We start from the raw sequence: 20,467 nt of genomic DNA on the forward strand, positions 1-20,467 counted from the left end.
GAGGTCATTCGGGTAAAAAAATCAGGGCGAGGTTCTAAAGATGGTTGCGTTCCCCCAGGAAGGCGAACAGTTCGGTCGCTACGTGATCGAGCGGGTCCTGGGTCAAGGTGGCATGGGTGTCGTCTACCAGGCGAAGGACCCGGCACTGCGGCGCAAGGTGGCGCTCAAGCTGGTGCTGCCCTCGCTCACGGTCGACAAGGACTTCATCACCCGCTTCGAGCGGGAAGCCAACATCCTGGCCAAGCTGCGTTCGCGCAACATCGTGCAGATCATCGAATACGGCGAGGTCGAGGGGACGGTCTACCTCGTCACCGAGTACGTCCCCGACGGCGACCTGCACGGCTGGCTGAAGACCCAGGGCGCGCTGGAGACGGTCCAGGCGCTGCGCCTGGTCGGCGACGTCAGCGACGCGCTCTTCGACGCCCACCGCGCCGGCGTGGTCCACCGCGACGTGAAGCCGTCCAACGTGCTCCTGTGGGAGCGCCAGGAGGGCGAGCTCGTCCCCTATCTGACCGACTTCGGCATCGCGACCGAGGGCGACTCCAACGTGACCCGCGCCGGCTCGGTGGTGGGCTCGCTGCCCTACATGTCGCCCGAGCGTCACATGGGTGAGCAGGCGACCGCGGCGGGCGACATCTACGCCGCCGGCTGTCTGCTGTGGGCCTGCCTCACCGGCAAGGCTCCCTACACCGGCACCGACTTCGAGCTGATGAGCGCCCACATCAACAGCCCGGTGCCGCGGCTGCCTGCCGCGACGCCGGGCGCCGACCTGATCAACCCGATCATCCAGCGGGCGCTGGCCAAGAAGCCGGAGAACCGCTTCCAGACCGCCGCCGAGCTCTCCAAGGCCCTCGACAAGGCCGCCGACCGGCTCGAGGAGGCCGGTCTGGGCGGCGGCGTCATCGGCGGTGCCGGCGCCGCAGCCGCCGACCTCGGTTCCCGTCCCGGCGCCAGCTACGACACGACCGCGAGCGGCACCTCCGGCGGCGGCACTCCGGTGCCCGAGGCCGAGGCCCAGCCGACGATCGTCAAGCGCCCGGGCGAGGGCACTCCGACCCCGGCACCGCTCGCCAACGAGACCGACTCCACCGTCGTGCACAGCGGCAAGGGCCTGCCCGCGGCTGTGGCGGCCGCCTCTGCGGCCGCCGCCACCGGCGGCACCGGCGGCGGCCAGCCCGAGTGGCTGCCGTCGCACCACTCCAACGCCGGCCAGGGCGGCGACGGTGGCGACAAGAAGAAGCTCTACGCCATGGTCGGCGGCGGCGTCGCCGCGGCCCTGCTCCTCGGTGCCGGCATCTTCACCCAGGGCTTCGGCATCTTCGGCCTCCACGGCGACGACGGCAAGGCCGCCGAGGCGATCGCCAGCGGCGTACCCAAGCCGGGTTGGGCCAGCGAGGACCAGATGACCTGCGCGGCCGAGAGCCTGGTCGGCAAGGTGCCCGCGGCCGAGCTGCGCTCCCACGGCGTCGTCGACGCCGGCGACGAGTGGACCTATACCGGTGAGTGGCCCGCCGACGACGCGATGAAGTTCACCCAGGGCCTGCTCGACTGCACCGAGTCCTGGGCGACCGAGATCGGCGACAACTGGAAGGTCGGCGACACCCGCTGCATGGAGAAGGAGGTCGACAAGACCTCCATGGCCGGCCTCCTCGCCGTCGGGGACCTCCTCAAGGACGGCGACCCCGGCGCGGCCGGGCCTGCCAAGGAGAAGGCGGTCAAGGCTCTCGACGAGTGCTACGTCAAGGCCGACGCGCTCGGTGCCAAGGTGACCCCCAAGCCCGCCTACATGCAGGTCGACTTCGACGTGCAGGAGCCGACCGCTCCCGGTGGGCAGTCGGTGATCGGGATCGCCAAGACGGGCAGCAGCAGCTACGAGGAGCTCAAGGGCTCCACCTACGAACTGCCCGTCACCGAGGGTGGCGTCGAGGGCTGCATCGCGGTCAAGACCACCGTCACCTTCGCCTGGGGCACCGAGAAGGCCACCGACGCCGACGCCTGCGGCAAGGCGGAGCCGAAGAAGCTCGAGTGGATCAAGCAGGACAAGTGCACCGACCCGATCTATACGAAGCAGAAGGTCGAGTGCAACACCTGGCGGCTGACCTTCGAGGGGTTCCAGCCCGGCAAGACGTTCAACGTGAAGCTCACCCTCAACGGCGGCAAGTGCTCCGACGGAAAGGGCGCGAAGTGCGCCTGGCCGGGCACCCCCGACGGCGAGGGCAAGGGCGCCATCGTCGACTGGTCGGGCCCGAAGGACTGGACCGCCAAGTTCGTCGCCACCGCCCCCGGGGCGAGCGCCCAGATCGACAACTAGTTCGACAACTGGGCGACGCCTACTAGGCTGCTCGTGATGAGCGAGCAGCCGACACCTCAGCAGATCCGCCGGGCCCTGGCCCGGGCCGAACGCGGCGCAGCCCTCGACGTGGCGGAGGCTTCGGCGCTCCTCGCGGCCCGGGGCGACGACCTCGACCGGCTGACCGCCGCCGCGGCGAAGGTACGCGACGCCGGCCTGGTCGCGGCCGGACGACCCGAGACGGTGACCTACTCCCCGAAGGTCTTCATCCCGGTCACCAAGCTGTGCCGGGACCGGTGTCACTACTGCACGTTCGTGGAGACGCCGGGGCAGGCGGCGCGCGAGGGGCGGGAGCCCTACCTGAGCCCCGACGAGATCCTCGAGATCGCCGCCGAGGGCGCGAAGCTGGGCTGCCTGGAGGCCCTGTTCACCTTGGGCGACCGGCCCGAGGACCGGTGGCCGGAGGCCCGGGAGTGGCTGGAGAGCCGTGGCTACGAGTCGACCCTCGACTACGTGCGGGCGATGGCGATCCGGGTGCTCGAGGAGACCGGCCTGCTCCCCCACCTCAACCCGGGCGTGATGTCGTGGGAGGAGATGAACCGGCTCAAGCCGGTCTCGCCGTCGATGGGGATGATGCTCGAGACCACGTCGCGGCGGCTGTTCGAGACCAAGGGCGAGGCCCACTACGGTTCGCCCGACAAGGACCCGGCGGTGCGGCTGCGGGTCCTCGAGGACGCGGGACGGCTCTCGATCCCGTTCACCTCCGGCCTCCTGGTCGGCATCGGCGAGACGCTCACCGAGCGCGCGGAGACGATCTTCGCGCTGCGCAAGGTCCACAAGGCGTACGCCGGGCTGCAGGAGATCATCGTGCAGAACTTCCGGGCCAAGCCGTCGACCGCGATGCGCCACGTCGACGACCTGGGCCTGGACGAGTATCTGGCCGCGATCGCCGTCTCCCGGATCGTGCTCGGACCCAAGGCCCGGGTCCAGGCCCCGCCCAACCTGGTCGACCTCGACGAGTGCCGGGCGCTGCTCGGTGCCGGGATCGACGACTGGGGCGGCGTCTCCCCGCTCACCCCCGACCACGTCAACCCCGAGCGTCCCTGGCCCTCGCTGGACGCGCTTCGCCAGGTCACCGCCGAGGCCGGCTTCCAGCTGAAGCCGCGGCTGACCGTCCACCCGGAGTACGTCACCGGCACCCTGAGCGACGGCCAGGCCTGGATCGACCCTCGCGTCCTCTCCCACGTCGAGGCGCTCGCCGACGAGGACGGGCTGGCCCGCGACGGTGTCCGTCCCGAAGGCCGCCCGTGGCAGGAGCCCGACGGTGGCTTCACCGCCGCCGGCCGGGTCGACCTGCACGCCTCCGTCGACACCGAGGGCCGCACCAACGACCGCCGCGACGACTTCGAGACGGTCTACGGAGACTGGGAGGCGGTTCGGGAGGCTGCGGTGGAAACTGCCTCCTCCGGGGTGGTCTCGACAAGCTCGACCACCGGGTCCAGCGAGGGGTTTGCGGCGCTCAAAGCTGCCGAGAAAAACCCTGGCAACCTCTCCGACGAGCACGCGCTGACCCTGATGACCGCCGAGGGCGACCTGCTGCGCCAGGTCACCAGGCTCGCCGACGACCTGCGCAAGGAGGTCAACGGCGACACCGTGACGTACGTGGTCAACCGCAACATCAACTTCACCAACGTCTGCTACGTCGGCTGCCGGTTCTGCGCCTTCGCCCAGCGCCGGACGGACGCGGATGCGTACTCCCTCGATCTGGACCAGGTCGCCGACCGCGCCGAGGAGGCCTGGAACCTCGGCGCCACCGAGGTCTGCATGCAGGGCGGCATCGACCCCGAGCTCCCCTCGACCGCCTACTTCGACCTCGTCCAGGCCGTGAAGCAGCGCGTCCCGGAGATGCACGTGCACGCGTTCAGCCCGATGGAGATCGTCAACGGCACCGCCCGCACCGGGCTCTCCATCGAGGACTTCCTGATCAAGGTCCGCGAGGCCGGACTCGGCTCGCTCCCGGGCACGGCAGCAGAGATCCTCGACGACGAGGTTCGCTGGGTGCTGACCAAGGGCAAGCTGCCCGCGAAGACCTGGATCGAGATCGTCTCGACCGCCCACCGCGTCGGCATCCCCACGACGTCCACGATGATGTACGGCCACGTCGACAACCCGCGGCACTGGGTCGGCCACCTCCGCGTCCTCGCCGGCATCCAGGACCAGGCCCGCGAGCACGGAAACGCCGGCTTCACCGAGTTCGTGCCCCTCCCCTTCGTCCACACCAGCGCACCGATCTATCTCGCCGGCGCGGCCCGCCCCGGCCCGACGATGCGCGACAACCTCGCCGTGCACGCGCTGGCCAGGATCATGCTCCACGGCCGCATCGACAACATCCAGACCAGCTGGGTCAAGCTCGGTGTCGACGGCACCCGGGCGATGCTCCAGGCCGGCGCCAACGACCTCGGCGGCACCCTGATGGAGGAGACCATCTCCCGCATGGCCGGCTCCGAGCACGGCTCGGCAAAAACTGTGTCCGAGCTCGAAGACATCGGTGCCGGCATAGGCCGGGCGGTATCGGAAAGGACTACCCTCTACGATCCTCGCTGAACTGTTCTCGAGGGAGTGAGATGTCCGACCCCACCGGCAGTACCGCTCAACAACAACCGAAGCCCACCGAGCTCGCCTACGCGGCGGCCGAGGAGGCCCGCCGGCGGCGGCTCGGGCTGCCCCCGATGCCGCGGCGGCGGCGCGACCGGACCCGGCCCGTACGCCGGGTGCTGCGCTGGCTCGTGATCGTCGGGGTGCTGGTAGCGGTCGCCTTCCTCGGGACCTCGGCGTGGGCCTACTTCACCGGTCAGATCGGTCCGATGCGCGGTGACGAGAAGGCGGTGGCGCGCACCCTCAGCCTCGCCGGCGACACCCCGTCGTGGGCCGACCCCGCGCAGATCCGGTGCGCCGCGGAAACGGTCGTCAAGGACAAGGGCAGCGCCGGCCTCGCCACCGCCGGAGTGGTCACCAAGAACGGCAGCGGCTTCAGCTACACCGGCGAGTGGCCGTCCGCGCTGGGCGCGCAGTGGTACGCGGAGCTGCTCGACTGCGCCGACGGCGGCGCCAACGCCTGGAGCAAGCAGGTCGCCGGCGCCTGGACGCTCGAGGACCCGCGGTGCCTGCGCGAGGTCGGCCGCCCGGCGATCGCCGGCGTCCTCGCGGTCACCAACCTGCGGCTGAGCGACGAGGACCTCGCCGCCAAGAACGTCGCGGCGATCACCGACCTGGACAGCTGCTACGCCCGCACCCCCGAGACGCCGACCGGCGCCGCGGCCGCGGGCTACCGCGAGGTCACGCTGAAGGTCACCGCACCGGCGGTCACCTCCGGCGTCGCCTCCATCGACGACGGCGCCGCGCAGCCGACCGCCGGCGAGGACCCGGAGCTCACCTACACCCTGCCGGTCGCCAAGGGCGGCACCGAGGCCTGCGTGGAGGCGACCACCAAGGTGACGTACGCGTGGGGCACGGTCCGCACCGGCGAGCCGGCCAAGATCTGCGGCAAGGCGCAGGCCGCCACGATCCAGTGGCGCCCCTACAAGCACGCCTGCCCGAAGAACATGCCCAGGTGCGCCTACATGGCGGCGTACATCGAGGGGCTGGCGGACAACCAGAGCCTGACCGTCACCTACCGGATGTCGGGCGATTTCAAGTGCCCGCGCAAGAAGCCCAGCTGCAGCGCCACGGTCAAGGCCGACGACGCGGGCAAGGCACGAGCTCCCGGCATCCTGGTCACCGGCAAGAAGGGCAAGGTCGTGGCCAGCGCGGGCAGCCTGAAGGCGACCTACCCCCACTGAGCCAAAAGGCTCGGCTCGTAGGGTGGTGGGCGTGCCCTCCGACCTGACCTTCGGCGCGACCCGCGGACCCAGCCCCGACCCGGCTCTGCGCCCGCCGGCCCTGCCCCGCAAGCGCCGCCGGACCCTCGTCGACCTCCCCGGCGGGACGTACGCCGCCGGGGACTCCTTCGACGAGGGATACCAGGCCGACGGCGAGGGCCCGGTGCACCAGGTCGAGCTGCCCGGCTTCCGGCTCGACGCGACCGCGGTGACCAACGAGGAGTTCGCCCGGTTCGTGAAGGCGACCGGTCACGTCACCACCGCCGAGCGGGAGGGCTTCTCCGCCGTCTTCCACCTGGCCTTCGAGGGCGACCCCCGCGACGTGCTGGGCCGCTCCCCCGAGGCGCCCTGGTGGCTCGGGGTGCGTGGCGCCTCCTGGCGCACACCCGAGGGCCCCGGCTCCAACGTCGGCCGCCGCGGCAACCACCCGGTCGTGCACGTCTCCCACGACGACGCGCTCGCCTACTGCGACTGGGCCGGGACAAGGCTGCCGACCGAGGCCGAGTGGGAGTACGCCGCCCGCGGCGGGCTCGCCGGCTCGAGGTTCCCGTGGGGCGACGACCTGGAGCAGGACGGCACCCATCACGCCAACGTCTGGCAGGGAGTCTTTCCAGACACCAACACCGCGGACGACGGGTTCGTCACCACCGCGCCGGTGCGGACGTACGACCCCAACGGGTTCGGCCTGTTCCAGATGATCGGCAACATCTGGGAGTGGTGTGCGGACTGGTTCTCGCCGACCTACTACGGCGACCTCGTCGACTCCGGCTCCTCTTCGGACCCGCGGGGCCCGGCCGAGGGCCTGACCCGGGTCATGCGCGGCGGCTCCTACCTCTGCCACGACTCCTACTGCCACCGCTACCGGCTCTCGGCGCGCTCCAGCAGCCCGCCCGACTCGACCGCCGGCAACCTCGGCTTCCGCTGCGCGGCCGATGGCCCCGACGCGGCCGATCAGTCCGCCGGGTAGAACTCCTTGGGGCAGGTGTCACCGGCGCAGTCGGCGTACTTCTTGCTCAGCGAGCGCAGCTCGGTCAGCTCGTCGGCGTACTCGGGGAGCAGCGCGAGCGAGCGGATCTGGTAGGGGTCCTCGGCCAGGTCGTAGAGCTCCTCGCTGCCGTCGGAGAAGCGGGCGTAGGTCCAGTCGCCGAAGCGGATCCCGGAGTAGATCTGCTTGTATCCGTCGTTGACCCGCCAGGCGGAGAGCGGAATCACCCGGTTCTGAGCGGGCGCGGTGAGCCAGGGCATGAAGTTGACGCCGTCCTGGGTCCGTCCCGGCTCGGCGCCGGCGACCGCCAGGATCGTGGTGGCGATGTCGGGGTTGCCGATCCCGGTGGCCAGGGACCGTCCGGCCGGGATCCGCGGGCCGCGCAGGATCACCGGGATCCGCTGCGTCTCGCGGTAGTGCATCAGCTTGCCGTTGATGTTGTGGCCACCGGTGGTGTAGCCGTTGTCGGAGGTGAAGATGATGATGGTGTTGTCGAGCTGGCCGGTCTCCTGAAGCCGGAGTAGGTGGCTGGCGACGGCGCGGTCGAGCGACTGGACGGCCTCGACCCGCTGCTCGTGCGCGATCCGCAGCTCGGCGCGGCCCTGCGCGTCGAAGTACTTGCGGGAGGCCGAGATCCGCGGCGCATCGGTCGGGGTGCGGAACATGTAGGGAGTGTCCGGCAGCTCGAGACCGTCGAAGGAGTGCTTGTCCTCCTCCGCCGGCCTGGTCGTGCTGGTGCCCTCCGGGTCTTCCGGCTCATCGGGCCCACCGTGGTGCGGGGCCACGTAGTTGAGCCACATGTACCACGGCTTGTCGGCGCGTTCCGGCGCCGAGATCATCTCGTTGGCCTGGTCCCGCATGACGTAGGTCGTGTAGCGGTGGTAGGTCGTGAGCTTGCCGTTGTGGTTGATCCGCGGCCGGATGAAGTTGTAGGTCGACATGTCGGTCGTCGCCCGCCAGTCGGTCCACCCCGGCGGCACGTCCTTGGCGGTCCCGCGCAGGCCGTAGCCGTTGAGGTACTTGCCGGCGAAGAGGGTGTCGTAGCCGGCGTTCTGCAGCGCCTCGGGCAGCGTGCCGGTGTGGTCCATCGACTCGTAGCCACCGCGTTCGCCGTTGATGGTCACGGTGTGGTGGTTCTGGCTGTACTGCCCGGTCAACAGGGACGCACGGGCCGGCACGCAGATCGGCGTGGGAGCGATCGCCTCGGTCAGCGACGTGCCCTGCTCGGCCAGGAGACTGCGCGTGTGGGGCATGAACTCGAGATCCTCGTAGGCGAGGTCGTCCGCCGTGATCATCAAGATGTTGGGCTTGGTCGAGTAGGGCGCCCACTCGGGGGTCTTCGTCGGCGTCGACGGCACCACTCCGGTCTCCGGAGCGATGCGGGCGAAGGCGTTGCCCGCCAGCGTGCCCAACGACCCCAGCGGACCGGTCGAGTCGGGCATCACGCCGAGCGCGATCGAGGAGCCCGCGAGCACGGCAACAGCCGCCACCGCCAATCGGGCGCGAGGCGCCATCTGGTCTGCTCCCTCGGTCGTTCCCCGCGTCGTCTGTGTCCGTCTGGTTCCGCTCCATACCGGACCGGGTTAACGTTACCGAAGGGGGCCTCGATGACCCCAATGCCCGGCCGATGAGGAGACCCAGGTGAGCGAATCGCGCGAGAACTACGGCGACTACAGCGTCGACGACGAGGATCAGATCACCGGCGAGGACGCACTCTCCGGGGACGTTCTCGAGGGTGAGGTGCGCGACGAGCTCGACCACGGCATCGTCACCGCTGACCACTACTCCACCGACTACGGCAACACGCCGTGGGAGGAGGAGCACCGCGAGTGCATCGACCAGCGTCAGCACCAGGAGATCCCGGAGCCGGATCCCTACGCGGTCGAGTACGACGACGCCGAGGAGGCCGACGATCCCGACGGTCGCGAGGTCGGCAACAAGCGAGCGGGCCGGCTGGTCGACCCCGACCAGGGCGGCGGCGAGGACACCGACTCCGAGGTCTACGGGATCGACGCCGGCATCGACGGCGCCGGCGCCTCTGCGGAGGAGGCTGCGATGCACATCATCGACGACGAGGACGGCGACGAGGACTACAGCTAGGCGGTGAGGTCCTCGACCTCCAGCACGATCTCGACCTCGAACCCCTCCGAGCTCTCCAGGTAGAGCGCGGTGTGCTCGTCGCCGCCGGCGTGCGGATAGCGGTCGGCGTACATCTCGTGCCAGCCGTGCTCCGTCGACGCCGCTCGCATCCGGTCGAGCACCTCCCGGCTCTCGACGGTGAAGGCGATGTGGTTCACGCCCGGCCTGAGCCGGTCCTGGGTGCCGTGCTGGTCCGAGGAGTGCTCCATGAAGACGTACGTCCCGTCCGGTGCCTCCCAGAAGTGACCCTTCTCGCCGGCCTCCCAGCCGAGCTCGCCGAAGAGCCAGCCCCACTCGCCCGAGGCGGTCTCGAAGTCGTCGACCCAGAGGTCCCAGTGGTGGATCGCCCGCATGCCTGCCTCCAAGCCTTCGATCTGGTCCGGACTAGCCCACGATCGCGACGTTCTTGACCTCGATGTCGTGTGCCTCTTCACCGTAGTTGTGCACGGCGGTGGCCATGGTCTCCAGCACGCTCGCGGCGCGGCCGGAGGCGTCGATCATCCTGCGTGCGGCCCGGTCCGCGGCCTGCTTCGAGCCCGTCTCGGCCGACCAGCCGGCGGTGATCCGGTCGACCTCGTCCATCAGGTCGGTGAAGAAGGTGCGCAGGTCCTCGGCGGCCGTCCTCAAGGTCGTCTCGAGGTCGTCGATGCTGGCTTCCTTGACGATCAGACTGTTGTCGCTCATCAGAGGGTCCCCAGTCGCTGCTCGAGGTTCGAGGCCTGACCGTGGGCCTCCTGGACGATGTCGTTCTGGGTGGTGGTGTGCTGGATGTCGACGTCACGCAGTGCGGCGGCGTACTCCTGCATCAGGGTCCCCAGCCCGCCGACCTTCTCGAACCAGGTCTGCAACGACTCCACGAGGCCGCCCGCGGCGCTGCCCATCATCCCCGGGACCGCGCTCTCGATGTTGCCGGAGAGTGTGGTCAGCAGCTTCTCGAGATCGGCGATGCTGTCCTCGACGTGCTTGGCCGCAGCCGTCTGCTGCCCGAGTGTCAGTTGAATGTTCACAGGCGCCCCAGGTTGTTTCGATGTGCCGGCGAGCGTGAGGCTACATTGTCCTCCGACGTACGCGGTCCGGTACAGACTCGAAAGGCCTTGGTGGATGCCCTCCTACGACTTCGAGGTGGACCTGGAGTCCTTGGCCAAGGCCGCTCAGGGACTGGCCGAGACGGTGCAGCTGTTCAAGGACAAGGACGTCGAGGACCTGGTGCCCTCCGAGGACGCGTGCGGCTCCGACGAGGTCTGGAGCGCCGTCGAGGAGTTCAAGGACCGCTGGGAGCGCGGCATGAACAACCTGTGCGAGGACGTCGGCGAGATGTCCGGCCGGATCGGCAAGATCGCGATGAACTACATCGAGCTCAACGAGAAGGGCACGGCCGAGATGGCGAAGGCCAAGGCCGCCGCCACCGATCTCACCATCACCGGCGGTGGGAAGTAGCCGGTGCCCGACTTCACCATCAAGGGCAACCCCGGCGAGATCCGTTCGCGCGGTCAGACCTGCGCCGACAAGGGCAAGTTCTTCGACCAGACCGGCGACGCCCTCACCAAGATCGACACGCAGGGGTGGATCGGCCGCGCCGCCGACAACTTCCGCGACGCGCACGACCGCGAGCCGAACCGGTGGTACGAGGCCGGCACCGGCTTCCGCGCCGCCGGCAACGCTCTGATCGACTACGCCTCCGCGCTGGAGGTCGCCCAGCAGAACGCGGCCACTGCCAAGTCGGAGTACGAACGTGGCGAGGGTGTCACGACCCAGGCCAAGGCCGACTACGCCGAATACTCCAGCCGTTTCGACCGGGCCCGCTCCGACGCGTTGGCCGGCGGGATGACGTACCCCTATACCAAGGACCCCTTCACCGACCCCGGCGCCGAGATCCGCTCCGGGGCACTGGAGATGTTCGAGACCGCGAAAGCCGACCTGAAGGTCGCCGCTTCGCGCTGCGCCCGGGAGGTACGCGTCGGCTGCAAGGACGCTCCCGAGAAGCGCAACTGGTTCGAGTCCGGCCTCGCCTTCGTCGGCGGGATCTTCGAAGGCGCCGGTGAGGCCATCTGGGACCTCGGCAAGATGATCTACGACGTCTCGATCCTCCACGACATCATCGAGCTCGCCTCCGGCGACCTCACGCCCGAGGAGCTCGCCGCCCAGAAGTCGATGATGCTCGAGGACGCCCAGGCCCTGTGGCAGGCCCTGCAGGACGACCCGCTCGAGTTCGGCAAGCAGCTCGGCAAAGGCCTGCTCGACTGGGACACCTGGGCCGACAACCCCGCCAAGGCCATCGGTCACCTCGTCCCCGACGCCGTCGCCGCGGTCTTCTCCGGCGGCACCGCCACCGTCGCGACCCGCGGCATCAAGGGCGGTGCCGACGCGCTCGACGCGCTCGGCGACATGACCAAGGGTCTGCGTGGTCTCGACAACCTCGACGGTCTCGGCGATGTCGGCAAGATCGACAACGGTCTCGATGGTCTTGGGGACCTCGGCAAGCTAGACAACTTCGACTTCTCCGATGCACCGTCACCGCCTCAAGACCTGTTGCGTGCCCCTGACGACCCCGCTGTTCTCAGATGGGTCGACGACATGCACGAGCGTTATCCCGGGCTGTCGAAGGATGAGATCCATGGTCTGTGGGACTACACAACTGATGCTGGCTATCGGGAGATGAACGGCGGGCTGCGATCGCCGGAAGGACCGAGTCCTGAGGTTCAGCAGCGGATCGACAACGCCGTCGAGGGTCTCGACAAGCTCCCCAGCTACGAGGGCACGACCTTCCGCGGCACCAACCTGCCCGATTTCGTCCTGGAGCAGATCGAGAGCACCGGTAAGTACAGCGACCCTGCTTTCTCCAGCAGTTCCACCAAGATCGAGGTCGCTCGAAGTTTCATAAACGATTGGGGCAGCAATCCGACCATCATGCGGATCGAAGGGCACTCCGGCACTGACGTACGACCATTCTCCGCAGCTCAGGGCGAAACGGAGTACCTGTTCAAACCTGGGAACCAGTTCGACGTCCTCCGCAACGAGATCGTGGATCAGATCGAGATTGAGGGCCAGACTTTCAGGAACGTGCGAGTCCTTGAGCTTCGGGAGCCGAAATGACAGACAACGAGCGTGACCAGCCTCGTCGGAGGTTCGAAGCGAGCGAGGTCAAGAAGCAGGTCAACGCCGACTGGCCGCAGACCAACTGGGCATCACCTCTCCTCAAAGGGGCGTGGGTCCGAGTACGCCGGAATGGTGAGGTCTACGACGGCCGGGTGCTCGGCAAGCGATCGGTCCGCGGCGGGGGCCCGATGGCAGCCGTTCTCGATCTGGCCGGTCTTGGTCTACACGCGGCGCGCGCGGCCGACGGTCCACCGCGAACCTCGACCGACCCCGGCGACCGCACGAAACTGTACGTCCCGATGGTCCTCTGGCCCGTCCATGACTCCACCGAGATCACAGCCCCGGGCGATGACACCTCGGAGTGGTGGGTCCGCGCTAGCTGGAAGCAGGAACAACTGTGAGCACCCCGAACCCCGACGCCTTCCTCAAGACTCTCGAGAAGCTGCCGCCGTTCCAGGGTGTCGTGTTCCGCGGCTGCCCGGCCGATGCCGGGTTTGTCCGCGACGGCCAGGTGACCGTGACCACTGGCTTCACCTCGACCACCCGCCGCCCGGACTTGGTCGCGAGCAGTGGGACGGTCTACGCCATCTACACGACCACCGCGCGCGAGATCTCCGCGTTCTCCGCGCAGAAGGACGAGTACGAGACGGTCGTCCTACCGGGCACCGCTCTCGCACTTGCCGAGACCCGGCGGCTCGCAGGCCTCGACGTACGCCTGGTCGTCGAGTTCACCCCCGGCCAGCAGATCCCACCCGAGACGGTCGAGTCCATCGCCACCACCGTCGAATCCTGGCTCGCCGACCTCACCCCGTCACCCGACCCGCGCCCCCGCTTCATCGGCGACATCGGCTGATGGGCATCTTGATCGAGGGCACGAAGGTCTTCGAGGACGACCAATCGGTCACGTACGCGTTTCTCAGTCCCGGAAACGGCCGATCCGGCCAGGTGTCGATCGCCAAGTCAGACATCCGTTCACGACTCTCGACAATTGGCTCTGATATCGACCCCACGGGGGCGAAGATCCTCGTGAAGGCATACAAAGTGGCATCCTCCACGGGATCGTGGCCGGACCGGGTGACCTACGCCGCTTAGCCTCCGATCGCTGCACATGCCGATGACACCTGGTGAACGGGTTCACAAGGTGTCATCGGCTGGTACAGCCGCTGAAAGAGAGTCGCGGCAGGGCGAACCCGCGTGTGAGGATCGGGGCGTGAGTGACCTGAAGACTTTCATCGCCGGGCTGCCGAAGGCAGAGCTGCACGTCCACCACGTCGGGTCGGCTTCGCCGCGGATCGTCGCGGAGCTGGCCGCGCGGCATCCGGGGGCGGTGCCTGCGGACGTGGAGCTCCTGAAGGAATACTTCACGTTCAGCGACTTCGCGCACTTCATCGAGGTCTACCTCTCGGTCGTGGACCTGGTCCGGACGCCGGAGGACATCCGCTATCTGACCTACGAGATCGCGCGCGACCTGGCGCAGACCCAGCAGGTCCGTTACGCCGAGCTGACCTGCACCCCCTACACCTCCGTACGTCCCGACCTGGCCGTCCGCGAGCCCGGGACCGGGCACAACGGGATGCCTATCGAGGCCTACACCGAGGCGCTCGAGGACGCCCGGGTGGGCGCCGAGCGCGACTTCGGGATCGTGCTGCGCTGGATCTACGACATCCCGGGTGAGTCCGGGATCCCGGCGGCCGACGCGACCCTGGCGTACGCCGTCGACCACGGGCCCGAGGCACTGGTCGGATTCGGGCTCGGCGGGCCGGAGGTGGGTGTTCCCCGGCCGCAGTTCGAGCGGCACTTCGACGCGGCTCGGGCCGCGGGGCTCCGCTCCGTCCCCCACGCCGGCGAGACGACTGGTCCGCAGACGATCTGGGACGCCCTGAACGTACTGAAGGCCGAGCGGATCGGCCACGGCACCTCGGCGGCCCACGACCCGACCCTGCTCGCCCACCTCGCCGAGCACCGGATCCCGCTCGAGGTCTGCCCCTCCTCCAACGTCGCCACCGGTGCGGTCGCGTCGCTCGAGGAGCACCCGCTGAAGACGTTCGTCGACGCGGGAGTGCCGGTCACGATCAACTCCGACGACCCGCCGATGTTCGCGACGACGCTCAACCAGGAGTACGAGATCGCGACCGACCTCCTCGGCCTCGACCCGACCGGCATCGCGACCCTCGCCCGGGCCGCGGTCGACGTCTCCTACGCACCCGACGACGTCAAGGCGCGGCTGCGCGGCGAGATCGACGCGTACGCCGCCGGCGCCGAATAACGCTTGACGCGATCTGCCGAGGGCGATCTGCTGGTCGCCATGGAGCAGATGCTGGCGGTCAACGGGATCGAGCTGTGCACGGAGACGTTCGGTTCACCGACCGACCCACCGATCCTGCTGATCGGTGGGAAGTGCGCTTCGATGGACTACTGGGAGGACGACTTCTGCGCGGCACTGGCGGCCGGAGGCAGGTACGTCATCCGCTACGACCACCGCGACACCGGCCGCTCCACGACCTGGCCGGCCGGCAAGCCCGGCTACACCTGGCGTGACATGGTCGCCGACGTACCCGGTCTTCTCGACGCCCTCGCCCTCGACCGCGCCCACCTGTTCGGGATCTCGATGGGCGGCGCGCTCGCCCAGTGCGCCGCCGTCCTCTATCCCGAGCGGGTCGCCACCGTGGTGCTCGACCAGACCACGTCGGCGTTCGAGGGGGTCGAGCTGCCGCCGATCGGCGAGGCGATGGCGGACTTCTTCGCAGCGGCAGCCGAGCGGCCGATGCCCGACATGGACGACCACGACGCGCTGGTCGCCATGCTGGTCGAGGACCAGCGCGCGTTCATCCCGAAGCGCTTCGACGAGCAGCGGATGCGGGCGGTGTGCGAGAAGGTGGTGAAGCGTACGCCGGACATGCGGCCGACGTTCGAGAACCACGACGCGGCGCCCGAGGGCGAGCGCATCGAGGGAACGCTCGCCGACATCGCCGCACCCACCCTGGTCGTCCACGGCACCGCCGACCCGCTGATGCCGGTCGGCCACGGCGAGGTCCTCGCCCGCGAGATCCCCGACGCGACGCTGCTCACCCTCGACGACGTCGGCCACGAGCCGCCGCCGCCCTACACCTGGGACACGGCCGTCCCGGCGATCCTCGACCACACCGCCTAGAGCTACTCGATCTTCCCGAGCACGTCACCGATCGCGACCGTGCCGCCCACGTCGGTGCCGCGGGCGAGCACGCCCGCACGATGTGCGGTGACCCGGGTCTCCATCTTCATGGCGTCGAGGACCGCGACGTCCTGACCCTCGGTGACCTTCTCGCCGTCGGCGACGAGCCATTCGACGAGTACGCCGGGAACGGGTGCCTCGAGCACGGACGGGTCGGCGGCGGCCGCTACCGGTGCGCCGCCCACCGGTGCGGACCCGCCCGCGGCGAGACCGCGCAGCAGGTCGTCGGGAAGTCCCAGCATCACCCGGCGACCATCGATCTCGATCGGCACCCGCCGGAGCGGCTGTTCGGGCGCCCGCTCGGGTCGCCGCTGCGCGTCGAGGCGGGGCATCAGCGTGGTCTCGATCCACTGCGTGTGCACCGCGAACCCGTCGGTCGAGAACGCCGGGTCCTCGAGCAGCACCCGATCGAACGGGATGACGGTCGCGACCCCCTCGACCGAGAGCTCGCGGAGCGCGCGGCGGGCACGTACGAGGGCGGTGTCGCGGTCAGGCGCGTCCACGATCAGCTTGGCGATCAGCGAGTCGAAGGCGCTCTGCACCGTGTCGCCCGCCTCGATCCCGGCATCCCAGCGCACTCCGGGCCCGGCGGGGACGCGCAGGCCGGTCACGACGCCGGGGCTCGGCAGGAAGCCGCGGCCCGGGTCCTCGGCGTTGATCCGCAGCTCGATCGCATGCCCGACGGGCTCCGGGGTGGACGAGAAGGAGAGGCCTTCGCCTGCGGCGATCTTCAGCTGCTCGGCGACGAGGTCGACCCCGGTGACCGCCTCGGTGATCGGGTGCTCGACCTGCAGCCGAGTGTTCACCTCGAGGAACGAGATCACCCCGTCGGCCCCCATCAGGAACTCGACGGTGCCGGCACCGCGGTAGGAGACCGCCGCGCAGATGTCCCGCGCGGCGTCGTGGATGCGGCGGCGCTGCTCGTCGGTCAGGCCCGGGGCGGGTGCCTCCTCGACGAGCTTCTGGTTGCGCCGCTGCAGCGAGCAGTCCCGGTCGCCGACGACGACCACATGGCCGTTGCCGTCGCCCAGCACCTGCGCCTCGATGTGCCGCGGACGCTCGAGGAACCGCTCGACGAAGCACTCCCCGCGGCCGAAGGCGGCCAGCGCCTCACGCGAGGCGGACTCGAAGGCGTCGGCGACGTCCTCGAGCTCTCGGGCCACCTTCAGACCGCGCCCGCCGCCACCGAAGGCGGCCTTGATGGCGATGGGCAGGCCGTGCTCGCGCGCGAACGCGACCGCCTCGTCGGCGGACTCCAGCGGCCGGTCGGTGCCCGCCACCAGCGGGGCGCCCACGCTCTGCGCGATCCGGCGCGCGGTGATCTTGTCGCCGAGCTTGTCGATGCTCTCCGGACTCGGGCCGATCCAGGTCAGGCCGGCGGCCTCGACGGCGCGCGCGAACTCGGCGCTCTCCGAGAGGAACCCGTAGCCGGGATGCACCGCGTCGGCACCGGAGGCCTGAGCCGCGGCCAGGAGCCACTCGATACTGAGATAGGAGTCGGCGGCGGTGGAGCCACCCAGGACGTACGCCTCGTCGGCGAGCCGCACGTGCAGCGCATCGGCGTCCTGGTCGGCGTAGACGGCGACCGACACCAGGCCGGCCTCGGCGACCGCCCGCACGACGCGGACGGCGATCTCTCCCCTGTTGGCGATGAGCACCCTGCGCATGTCAGTCTCCTCGGGTCTCGGCCGCCGGCGCATCTGGCGCGACGGGTCGGAAGCGGATGCGGACCCCGGGCGGCAGCTGCCCGGCCAGGTCCAGGTCGCGGTCGATGACCGCGCCGATGATCGGATAGCCCCCGGTGAGCGGGTGGTCCGGAAGGAACAGCACCGGCTGTCCGTCGGGCGGCACCTGGATGGCGCCGGTCACCGCCCCTTCGCTCGGCAGCTCGCCGGACACGGCGCGCTCGAGCGGGACGGCTCCTTCCAGACGTACGCCGACGCGGTCGGAGCGCGGCGTGACGGTCCACTCCTGCTCGACGAGGGTGCGGACTCCTGCCGCCGTGAACCAGTCCTCACGCGGGCCGAGCACGATCCGCAGCACGACGGTGTCACCGGGAGCGGGCAGCTGGTCGTCGGGCGTGGCGCCGGGTTCCACCGCGTACGGTGCTGCCGCGGGACCTCGCAGCGGGACGACGTCGCCAGCACACAGGGGGCGCCCACCGAGATCGCCCGGGCCGAGGCCAGCGAGCGTGTCGCTGGAGAGGCTGCCGAGCGCGTCCGGAAGGTCCAGGCCGCCGCGCACGGCGATCACCGCACGCAGGCCCGCACTCACCGCGCCGAACCGCAGCTCCTCGCCGTCCTCGAGCGCGGTGGCGGCGCCGTGCTCGACCGGGAGCGGCGGGCCGTCGCTGCGTACGATCGTCGTCTCGGCGACCGCGCCGGCCACCGCGACGACCGCAGGGCCGGTGAAGCGCAGGACCGCGCCGCCGCCGGCGAGCTCGAAACCTGCCGCGCCGGGAGCGTTGCCGACGGCGCGGTTCGCGGCCCGCAGGGCGCGGCGGTCGGCCGTTCCCGATGCGGAGACGCCGAGCGCGGCATGGCCCGGGCGGCCGAGGTCCTCGACGACCAGCTGCAGACCGGGGCGTACGACCTCGACGGCGAAGGCGTGCTCCGCGGCGTCAGCCGGTGCGGCCGACGCGGCGACCGAGCGTTGTATCGAGCTTGTCGAGATGACGGACTCCCGCTCGACCCGCTCGAACCGCACGGTCATCCCGGGCGCGAGGAGCGCGGGCGGGTCCCGGTGCAGGTCCCACATCGGCGCGTCCGTACGCCCGATCAGCTGCCAGCCGCCGGGGCTCTCCCTCGGGTAGACGCCGGAGAACGTCCCGGCCAGCCCGACCGAGCCGGCCGGGATCCGGGTGCGCGGCGAGGAGCGGCGCGGTACGTCGAAGAGCGGGTCGTCGCCGACCAGGTAGCCGAACCCGGGCGCGTAGCCGGTGAAGGCCACCCGCCAGGTCGCGGCGGCGTGGCGCGCGACGACCTCCTCGGCGCTGACCCCGAGCAGCTCGGCGACCTCATCGAGATCCTGCCCGTCGTAGTGCACGCCGATCGTCACCGAGCCCGCGGTCGGAAGACCGCCGTGGACGGCCTCGACGTGCGACAGCTCCTTGGCGAGCGTCGCCTCGTCGACGAGCGTGGGGTCGAACCGGACGAGCACCGTCCGGGCCGCGGGCACCAGCTCGACGACGCCGGTCGGAGGTGCGGCCACGAGGGCGGCGTGCAGCCGCATCGCGCCCTCGAGGTCCTCCTCCTCGACCAGCAGCGCCTGGTCCGATGCGATGAGAACGCGCCTCACGCCAGATACTCCGCATCCCGTACGTCGGTGATGAACATGTGGCCGGGCGCGTGGGTGAGCGCGAACGGCGGGCGCGAGGCCATGATCGCCGCCTGCGGCGTGACTCCGCAGGCCCAGAAGACCGGCACCTCGCCGTTCCGCACCTCGGGCGGGTCGCCGAACTCGGGAGCGGCCAGGTCGGCGATGCCGAGCGAGGCCGGGTCACCGACGTGCACGGGCGCACCGTGCACCGCCGGGTAGCGCCCGGAGATGCGTACGGCATCGGCGACCCGGTCGGCCGGGATCGGGCGCATCGAGACCACCATGTCGCCGCGCAGACGTCCGGCCGGCGCGCACGCCCGCGAGGTGCGGTACATCGGCACGTTGCGGCCGAGCTCCTGGTGACGGATCGGGATCCCGGCGTCGGCCAGGCCCGCCTCGAAGGTGAAGCTGCAGCCGATCAGGAACGAGACCAGGTCGGGGTGCTCCTCCCAGGCAGCGCCCGCATCGGTGACCTCCTCGGTCAGCTCGCCATCCCGCCAGATCCGGTACGCCGGGATGTCGGTGCGCAGGTCGGAGCCGGGCGCCAGGGACGACTCGTAGGCGCCCGGGTCGAGCACCTCGAGCACCGGACACGGCTTCGGGTTGCGCTGCGCGAAGAGCAGCACCTCGAAGGCCCAGTCGGCCGGCACGGAGATGAGGTTCGCCTGCACCAGGCCGTGGGCGACTCCGCTCGTGGGCGCGACCTCGCCCGCCCGGTAGGAGGCGCGCGCGGCGCGGGCCTCCTTCAGCTGGGTGGCGCTGGCGGTCATGCAGACGCTCCGGCGAAGGGAGCGATGACCATGCCCTCGGCCTCGAACAGCTCCCGGATGGCCGCGGCCATCCGGATCGCCCCGTCACTGTCGCCGTGCACGCAGATCGAGTCGGCGCGTACGGCCACGTCGGTGCCGTCGATCGCCTCGATGACACCTTCGCGCGCGAGCCGCAGCATGCGGGCGGCGACCGCTTCGGCGTCGTGCAGGACCGCGCCCGGCTCGGCGCGCGAGACCAGCTCGCCGCCCGGCGTGTAGGCGCGGTCGGCGAAGGCCTCGGCGGCCGTCACGAGCCCGGCCTTCTCGGCCACGTCGAGGACGACACCGCCGGCGAGCCCCAGCAGCACGAGGGACGGGTCGATCGCCTTGACCGCGGCCACCACGCTGCGCGCCTGCCGCTCGTCGCGGGCGATCGTGTTGTAGAGCGCGCCGTGCGGCTTCACGTAGCGGACCGCGCCGCCGACCGCCGTGGTCAGGCTGATCAGGGCGCCGAGCTGGTACTCCACGTGCGCCTGCAGCGTCGCGGACTCGATGTCCATGGCGCGACGCCCGAAGCCCTCATAGTCGCGATATGCCGGGTGCGCGCCGATGGTGACGCCCTTGGCGACGGCATCGGCCAGCGTCGCACGGATCCCTTCGGGGGTGCCCGCGTGGAACCCGCAGGCGACGTTGGCGCTCGAGACGATCCCGAGCATGGCCGCATCGTCGGCGACCACCCGGTCGGGGGCGTTCTCGCCGAGGTCGGAGTTCAGGTCGATGGTTGCCTTGTTGTTCACGGTG

19 protein-coding genes and 1 pseudogene are annotated in these 20,467 nt (G+C 70.3%); 11 read left to right on the forward strand and 9 right to left on the reverse strand.

Annotation, left to right across the window (positions count from 1 at the left end):
* The first annotated feature begins 40 nt into the window (after nt 1–40).
* Genes OG984_RS15985 through OG984_RS16000 form a run of 4 tightly spaced genes read left to right on the forward strand, consistent with a single transcriptional unit; the run spans nt 41 to nt 7,135 of the window.
* Nucleotides 41–2,311, forward strand: a complete 2,271-nt coding sequence (locus tag OG984_RS15985) for a serine/threonine protein kinase (protein ID WP_328527283.1) — start codon at nt 41–43, stop codon at nt 2,309–2,311.
* Nucleotides 2,312–2,347: 36 nt separating this feature from the next.
* Nucleotides 2,348–4,894: a bifunctional FO biosynthesis protein CofGH gene (locus OG984_RS15990; protein ID WP_328527284.1), complete on the forward strand. Its 2,547-nt coding sequence runs from the start codon at nt 2,348–2,350 to the stop codon at nt 4,892–4,894.
* 20 nt (nt 4,895–4,914) lie between these two features.
* Nucleotides 4,915–6,129: a hypothetical protein gene (locus OG984_RS15995; protein WP_328527285.1), complete on the forward strand. Its 1,215-nt coding sequence runs from the start codon at nt 4,915–4,917 to the stop codon at nt 6,127–6,129.
* Between the two features lie 31 nt (nt 6,130–6,160).
* Nucleotides 6,161–7,135, forward strand: coding sequence for a formylglycine-generating enzyme family protein (locus tag OG984_RS16000; protein WP_328527286.1), 975 nt, complete (start codon nt 6,161–6,163; stop codon nt 7,133–7,135).
* Here the strand turns inward: OG984_RS16000 and OG984_RS16005 are convergent.
* A complete protein-coding gene (locus OG984_RS16005; RefSeq protein ID WP_328527287.1) occupies nt 7,120–8,667 on the reverse strand; it encodes a sulfatase-like hydrolase/transferase in 1,548 nt (515 codons plus the stop codon). The two genes, OG984_RS16000 and OG984_RS16005, sit on opposite strands and share 16 nt — an antisense overlap.
* Before the next feature lie 127 nt (nt 8,668–8,794).
* Between OG984_RS16005 and OG984_RS16010 the strand changes: the two genes are divergently transcribed.
* On the forward strand, nt 8,795–9,253 hold the full coding sequence (locus OG984_RS16010) for a DUF5709 domain-containing protein (RefSeq protein WP_328527288.1): 459 nt from the start codon (nt 8,795–8,797) through the stop codon (nt 9,251–9,253).
* Here OG984_RS16010 and OG984_RS16015 read toward each other — a convergent pair.
* The 3 genes from OG984_RS16015 to OG984_RS16025 are packed head-to-tail and all read right to left on the reverse strand — an operon-like array spanning nt 9,250 to nt 10,299.
* A complete protein-coding gene (locus OG984_RS16015) occupies nt 9,250–9,645 on the reverse strand; it encodes a VOC family protein (RefSeq protein WP_328527289.1) in 396 nt (131 codons plus the stop codon). The two genes, OG984_RS16010 and OG984_RS16015, sit on opposite strands and share 4 nt — an antisense overlap.
* A gap of 31 nt (nt 9,646–9,676) precedes the next feature.
* The gene (locus tag OG984_RS16020) at nt 9,677–9,976 is read right to left on the reverse strand and encodes a hypothetical protein (protein ID WP_008364101.1); all 300 of its coding nucleotides are present in this window, start codon (nt 9,974–9,976) and stop codon (nt 9,677–9,679) included.
* Nucleotides 9,976–10,299: a hypothetical protein gene (locus OG984_RS16025; protein WP_328527290.1), complete on the reverse strand. Its 324-nt coding sequence runs from the start codon at nt 10,297–10,299 to the stop codon at nt 9,976–9,978. Before OG984_RS16025 ends, OG984_RS16020 begins: the two co-directional genes overlap by 1 nt.
* Nucleotides 10,300–10,393: 94 nt before the next feature.
* Between OG984_RS16025 and OG984_RS16030 the strand changes: the two genes are divergently transcribed.
* The 6 genes from OG984_RS16030 to OG984_RS16055 all read left to right on the forward strand — a co-directional run bounded on the left by OG984_RS16030 (nt 10,394) and on the right by OG984_RS16055 (nt 15,539).
* Nucleotides 10,394–10,729: a hypothetical protein gene (locus OG984_RS16030; RefSeq protein ID WP_328527291.1), complete on the forward strand. Its 336-nt coding sequence runs from the start codon at nt 10,394–10,396 to the stop codon at nt 10,727–10,729.
* A 3-nt stretch (nt 10,730–10,732) separates the two neighbouring features.
* Nucleotides 10,733–12,385, forward strand: a complete 1,653-nt coding sequence (locus OG984_RS16035) for a putative T7SS-secreted protein (RefSeq protein ID WP_328527292.1) — start codon at nt 10,733–10,735, stop codon at nt 12,383–12,385.
* Nucleotides 12,382–12,789, forward strand: coding sequence for a hypothetical protein (locus OG984_RS16040; RefSeq protein WP_328527293.1), 408 nt, complete (start codon nt 12,382–12,384; stop codon nt 12,787–12,789). Before OG984_RS16035 ends, OG984_RS16040 begins: the two co-directional genes overlap by 4 nt.
* A complete protein-coding gene (locus tag OG984_RS16045) occupies nt 12,786–13,241 on the forward strand; it encodes a hypothetical protein (RefSeq protein ID WP_328527294.1) in 456 nt (151 codons plus the stop codon). The genes OG984_RS16040 and OG984_RS16045 overlap by 4 nt, the downstream gene beginning before the upstream one ends.
* Before the next feature lie 357 nt (nt 13,242–13,598).
* Nucleotides 13,599–14,654, forward strand: a complete 1,056-nt coding sequence (locus OG984_RS16050; RefSeq protein ID WP_328527295.1) for an adenosine deaminase — start codon at nt 13,599–13,601, stop codon at nt 14,652–14,654.
* Nucleotides 14,655–14,657: 3 nt separating this feature from the next.
* A complete protein-coding gene (locus OG984_RS16055; protein ID WP_328527296.1) occupies nt 14,658–15,539 on the forward strand; it encodes an alpha/beta fold hydrolase in 882 nt (293 codons plus the stop codon).
* Between the two features lie 2 nt (nt 15,540–15,541).
* Here the strand turns inward: OG984_RS16055 and OG984_RS16060 are convergent, their stop codons facing one another.
* From OG984_RS16060 to OG984_RS16080, 5 genes and pseudogenes are all read right to left on the reverse strand, one after another.
* On the reverse strand, nt 15,542–17,266 hold the full coding sequence (locus OG984_RS16060) for an acetyl/propionyl/methylcrotonyl-CoA carboxylase subunit alpha (protein WP_328527297.1): 1,725 nt from the start codon (nt 17,264–17,266) through the stop codon (nt 15,542–15,544).
* 1 nt (nt 17,267) lies between these two features.
* Nucleotides 17,268–18,311, reverse strand: coding sequence for a biotin-dependent carboxyltransferase family protein (locus tag OG984_RS16065; protein WP_328532364.1), 1,044 nt, complete (start codon nt 18,309–18,311; stop codon nt 17,268–17,270).
* Nucleotides 18,285–18,896: pseudogene (locus tag OG984_RS16070) on the reverse strand (5-oxoprolinase subunit B family protein); the annotation flags it as partial. The pseudogene OG984_RS16070 and the gene OG984_RS16065, both read right to left, overlap by 27 nt.
* Nucleotides 18,893–19,687: a putative hydro-lyase gene (locus OG984_RS16075; RefSeq protein WP_328527298.1), complete on the reverse strand. Its 795-nt coding sequence runs from the start codon at nt 19,685–19,687 to the stop codon at nt 18,893–18,895. The gene OG984_RS16075 and the pseudogene OG984_RS16070, both read right to left, overlap by 4 nt.
* Nucleotides 19,684–20,463 carry a LamB/YcsF family protein gene (locus tag OG984_RS16080; RefSeq protein WP_328527299.1) on the reverse strand — a complete coding sequence of 260 codons (780 nt, stop codon included), beginning with the start codon at nt 20,461–20,463 and terminating at the stop codon, nt 19,684–19,686. Before OG984_RS16080 ends, OG984_RS16075 begins: the two co-directional genes overlap by 4 nt.
* Nucleotides 20,464–20,467: the final 4 nt, after the last annotated feature.

The sequence above is a fragment of the Nocardioides sp. NBC_00368 genome, from assembly GCF_036090055.1.
Classification (GTDB): Bacteria; Actinomycetota; Actinomycetes; order Propionibacteriales; family Nocardioidaceae; genus Nocardioides.